This is a genomic window from Brevundimonas vesicularis (assembly GCF_900445985.1).
Taxonomy (GTDB): Bacteria; Pseudomonadota; Alphaproteobacteria; order Caulobacterales; family Caulobacteraceae; genus Brevundimonas; species Brevundimonas vesicularis_D.
The window spans coordinates 1-4,199 of the sequence record NZ_UAQP01000018.1 but is presented as its reverse complement, the minus strand read 5'-3'; the positions used below and the strand labels follow the sequence as shown (position 1 = coordinate 4,199).

General features: G+C 42.6%; 2 protein-coding genes. Both read left to right on the top strand.

Annotated elements, in window-relative coordinates; all coding sequences use genetic code 11:
- Positions 1–471, top strand: a 471-nt coding sequence (locus DT343_RS18315; protein ID WP_146756787.1) for an IS1 family transposase, incomplete at its 5' end; no start/stop codon positions are given.
- Positions 472–841: 370 nt separating this feature from the next.
- Positions 842–4,199, top strand: a 3,358-nt coding sequence (locus tag DT343_RS18310; protein WP_146756786.1) for a calcium-binding protein, incomplete at its 3' end; no start/stop codon positions are given.

The window sequence follows — 4,199 nt, the reverse complement described above, 5'->3', positions numbered from 1 at the left end:
AGCAAATACAAAGTATTGAATGTACTTGTTCAGTCTGACTTGACCATTAAGCCTAAACAGCAATACTACCGAAAACTGCAAGTCGATGAGTTTTGGACGTATGTCGGCAACAAGAAAAACAAAGTGTGGCTAGTGTATGCTTACGACCCACAAACAGGTGAGATTGTTGCCTTTGTTTGGGGCAAACGCAATCTAGCAACCGCAAGACAGCTAAGAGCCAAGCTTGACGAATTGGGTGTTGATTTTGGTTATGTCTGTTGTGACAATTGGGATAGTTTCTTAACGGCTTTTGACTTTGATTTTAAGAAAGTTGGCAAACGCTATACCACGCATATTGAAGGCAATAACAATCGGTTCAGACAACGGCTTAGGCGAGTGTTTAGAAAAACGTGCTGTTTCTCTAAAAAACTCGCTAATCATTTTAAAGCGTTTGATTTGCTGTTCCACTATGTTAATTATGCTTGGGTCTAGTCAGCATACTTTTTAGACCAGTGCCAAATTTGGTAGTCCCATTTTAACAGTTACTAAAGATAATCAAACATGGTATTTCTCATGTATAGGAACTTGGGAAGATTTCTGTAAGAATAAAAAAGGTATTATAACTTTTCAGATGATTATGTTTTATTCTATCAGAATAGATACAAAATATTACTGAAAATAGCATTGCAATAAGTAGAATAGTTAATAAAGAAAAAAAGAAAATATTTTTATTAACAAAGAAATGAAATCTTTTTATAGAAAAATAACTCTTTATTTTTTCTTTCACTTCTTCTTATTGATTTATTCTGTTTACATAATTTTTAATATTGCAATTAGTATTTATAAATCTTGGAGGTAGATTATGGGCAGTCCATTTATGACTACTTTTGATGTTATAGTAAAACTTACATCAAGTTCAGCAAGTTCTCTAAATAATTTAGTAGGAGCTAGTTATGATTTTGATTGTGAGAGAAATATTAGAGGTAGCGTTAAGTCAGTTAATATTATATCTGACGGCTTATATGCTGCCAGTTCAGGTATGTATGAAGAAGGTATTGTAAGAAAACTAGCGAAATTTACTGGTGCTTTAGGTATAATTACTTTTGCTGCTAAGGTTATAAATAGAAATGAAAAATTAACTTGGTCAGATACTCTCGGCTTTTTATCTGCTGCATTTACTATGGCAAACAAATTTAATGTAGTAGGCATGGTGTTCAGTTTTGCATCTATAGGTTTGACATTTATAGACTTATCTGAGGAGGGATATCCAAAAGGTTCTAATGATAAGCTATGTAATAAGCCTCCAAAACCAACATCTCATCCTAATATAGATGATGCTGAGAGAACCGTTTCTCCACTTGTAATAGACTTAAACAAAGGTGGTATTGAAACTACCTTTTTAAGAAATGGTGTATTTTTTGATCTAGATAATAGCTTATTTGCTGAAAAAACAGCATGGTTGAATAGAAATGATGGATTTCTCGCTTTAGACCTAAATAGTAATGGAAAAATTGATAACGGTGCGGAGCTGTTCGGCAATCATACCGTTTTACAAGATGGAACGCTTGCCGCTGATGGATTTGCAGCCCTGCGTCAGTATGACACGAACGCCGATGGCGTTATTTCTGCTCAAGATGCGATTTGGTCACAGCTCAAAGTTTGGCAGGATAGAAACTATAATGGCAAAACAGATGCTGACGAACTCTCTTCCTTGTCTGATTTAGGTATTGCTTCTATCAATCTTCAAGCGCAGCAAGTTCATGAAACAGATGACGCTAATAACGATATTTCCCATCGTTCGCAAGTTACCTGGACAGATGGCACTCAGTCCGACATTGAAGACGTATGGTTTAAAGTCAACACTGCGGATTCTCGTTATACTGGAGCGGTAGACATTCCTGAGGATGTAGCTACTCTGCCCGATGTTCATGGTTTTGGCAATGTACCTAACTTACAGATAGCAATGAGCAAAGACAGCAAGCTCAAAGCAATGGTAGAAGAATATATTGCTGCAGATGAAGCTAAGCGTGAATCTTTGCTAGATGCCTTAATTTATCGCTGGACAGGCAGTGAGGACGTTGATCCTTATAGCCGCGATCCTAAGAAAATTTATGGTCATGTGATGGATGCCCGCCAATTAGTGACGCTTGAGCATCTCACAGGGCATGGCTATCTGGGCACATGGTGCTGGGGCGAACGCGATCCTAATCCTCATGGGCATGCAGCACCTAAATTAATTGCTGAATATCAGAAGTTTGCTAATTATGTGCGTGCCGCTATTGCCGATCAAGTGGATTATGGTGGTTTATTTTCACCTGAAAACACCAATAGCCCACTTATATGGACTATTGTAGACCAACTACTTACCCAAGCCTATGAAAACGGAGATGAAACGAGAATATTATCTTTGGTTCAACATATGGAGGATTTGGGAGCTTATTATGGTGATTATCAAACAACACTTGCCTCTCATTTAGAAGCATTAAGCAATGAACGTGGTGGTATTTTTTCAGCACTCATAAATCACCGCTACTACAAGGGTACAGAAGTTGCCGACAAGCTGCTTGGTACAGATAAGGATGAGGCGTTTGACGGCCGCGGCGGAAATGATTTGCTCCAAGGCGGTGCAGGTAATGATATTTATCGCTTTAGCGGCAAATTTGGCGATGACCGTATTTATGACAGCGCTGGTAACGATTCAATTGTATTCACGGACGCGTCTATTACCGCACAAAACATCAGCTTTACTCGTGATGTGTCAAACGTTACGATTCATACTCCGCAAGGTACGATTCAGTTAGATAATTTCTTCAATTTTGATGGTTCGGTTTATCAAGGCCGTATTGAAAAACTGCAATTTGCTGATGGTTCAACCGTATCATGGGAAGATATTGTCGAAACCTTGAAACCTAATCCTACTGAACAAGCCGATAAGCTGTACTACACTGCTGAAGCAGATAACATCTCTGCACTTGCTGGCGATGATGAGATTTACGCTGGTGATGGTGCAAATGTTATCGATGCAGGTGCTGGCAATGATACCGTTTATGCGGGTAATGATGACGATAGCATTACTGGCGGATATGGTGATGACGTATTGAATGGCGCAAATGGTGCAGATACCTATCACTATCGTCTTGGAGACGGTAACGATACCATTGTTGACCATTTTGAGGCGACAGGGCACAACAATCGATTAGTATTGCATGAGCTAAGCAAAGACGATATTCAAATGGCACGTGTTAATGGGGATGATTTACGCATCACCATTAAACAAACAGAACATACAATCACCGTTAAGAACTACTTTAATGGTCAGGCGATAACAGGGTATGTTTTTGACCGCATTGAGTTTGATGATAACACTGCTTTTGAAACAGATGAAATTCGCACGCTCGTCCAACAAGGAACGGAGCAGAACGACACGCTATACGGCTACAGCACGGATGACGTGCTGCATGGCGGTGCAGACAATGACATTCTCTACGGCAACGATGGCGACGACATCCTTGATGGCGGCGAAGGCGCCGACCGCATTGACGGCGGCGAAGGCAGCGACAGCATCACCGGCGGCAAAGGCAGCGACACCTTAAACGGCGGCGCTGGCGATGACACCTACATTTACCGCTTAGGCGATGGCAGCGACACCATCACCAACAAAGACGAAAACAGCGGCGGCACCGACACGCTAAAACTTGAAGGCATCAGCCAAGCGCAGGTAACCGCTGCACGCGACGGCAATACACTGCTGCTGCACCTTGCCGACGGCGCAATCATTAGCGTAACAGACTACTTTGACGGCAGCGATGCCAGCAGCAATGCCATTGACGTTATCGCCTTTGCCGATGGACAATGGGACATTGCTGCGGTGAAAGAGAAAGTCCAAATCAGCAGCGGACAAAACGACAAGCTCTACGGCTATGACAGAGCCGACAGCCTCGACGGCGGCGCCGGCAATGATGAACTGTATGGCTACGGCGGTGATGACACCTTAAATGGCAGCGAAGGCGCCGACCGCATTGACGGCGGAGCAGGCAACGACAGCATCACCGGCGGCAAAGGCAGCGATACCTTAAACGGCGGCGCTGGCGACGATACCTACTACTACCGCTATGGGGATGGCAATGACACCATCAATAACTACGGCGGCGGTACAGATACCCTAGCGCTGCAAGGACTGACGCCTGCCCAAGTAACCGCATCACGTGATGGCGGCAGCC